Origin of the sequence: Colwellia sp. BRX8-5, from assembly GCF_014077325.1 — a bacterium.
Lineage (GTDB): Bacteria > Pseudomonadota > Gammaproteobacteria > Enterobacterales > Alteromonadaceae > Colwellia_A.
Map to the genome: position 1 here is coordinate 1 of NZ_JACGVR010000100.1, position 378 is coordinate 378.

At 38.9% G+C, this 378-nt stretch carries 1 tRNA gene; it reads left to right on the forward strand.

Annotated features, from left to right (window positions below):
- The first annotated feature begins 152 nt into the window (after window positions 1-152).
- Window positions 153-229: transfer RNA gene (locus H4J62_RS20065), tRNA-Ile, on the forward strand.
- The last annotated feature ends 149 nt before the right edge of the window (window positions 230-378 follow it).

Genomic DNA, 378 nt, shown 5'->3' on the forward strand with positions numbered 1-378 from the left:
GTAACAAGGTAACCCTAGGGGAACCTGGGGTTGGATCACCTCCTTATCTTGAAGTAAAAACAGTTTAATGGAAACTTCGGTTTCACGAGTGTCTACACAAATTACATGATAACAAATTAGAAGAAGAAAGCCCTTGGGCTTGCTAATAAGATAGGTCTGTAGCTCAGCTGGTTAGAGCGCACCCCTGATAAGGGTGAGGTCGGCAGTTCAAGTCTGCCCAGACCTACCAATTCATACACTGAATTGATTAATCTTCTTCATTAAAGAAAAGACCAAATTAAGGTTTACTTTCGTCATACTGAATGTTTTTCAGTGTTTTGTGAGTGAATATTAATTTGGTTTTTTAAACCACGTTTTTAACCGAATGCGCGTTAAGAA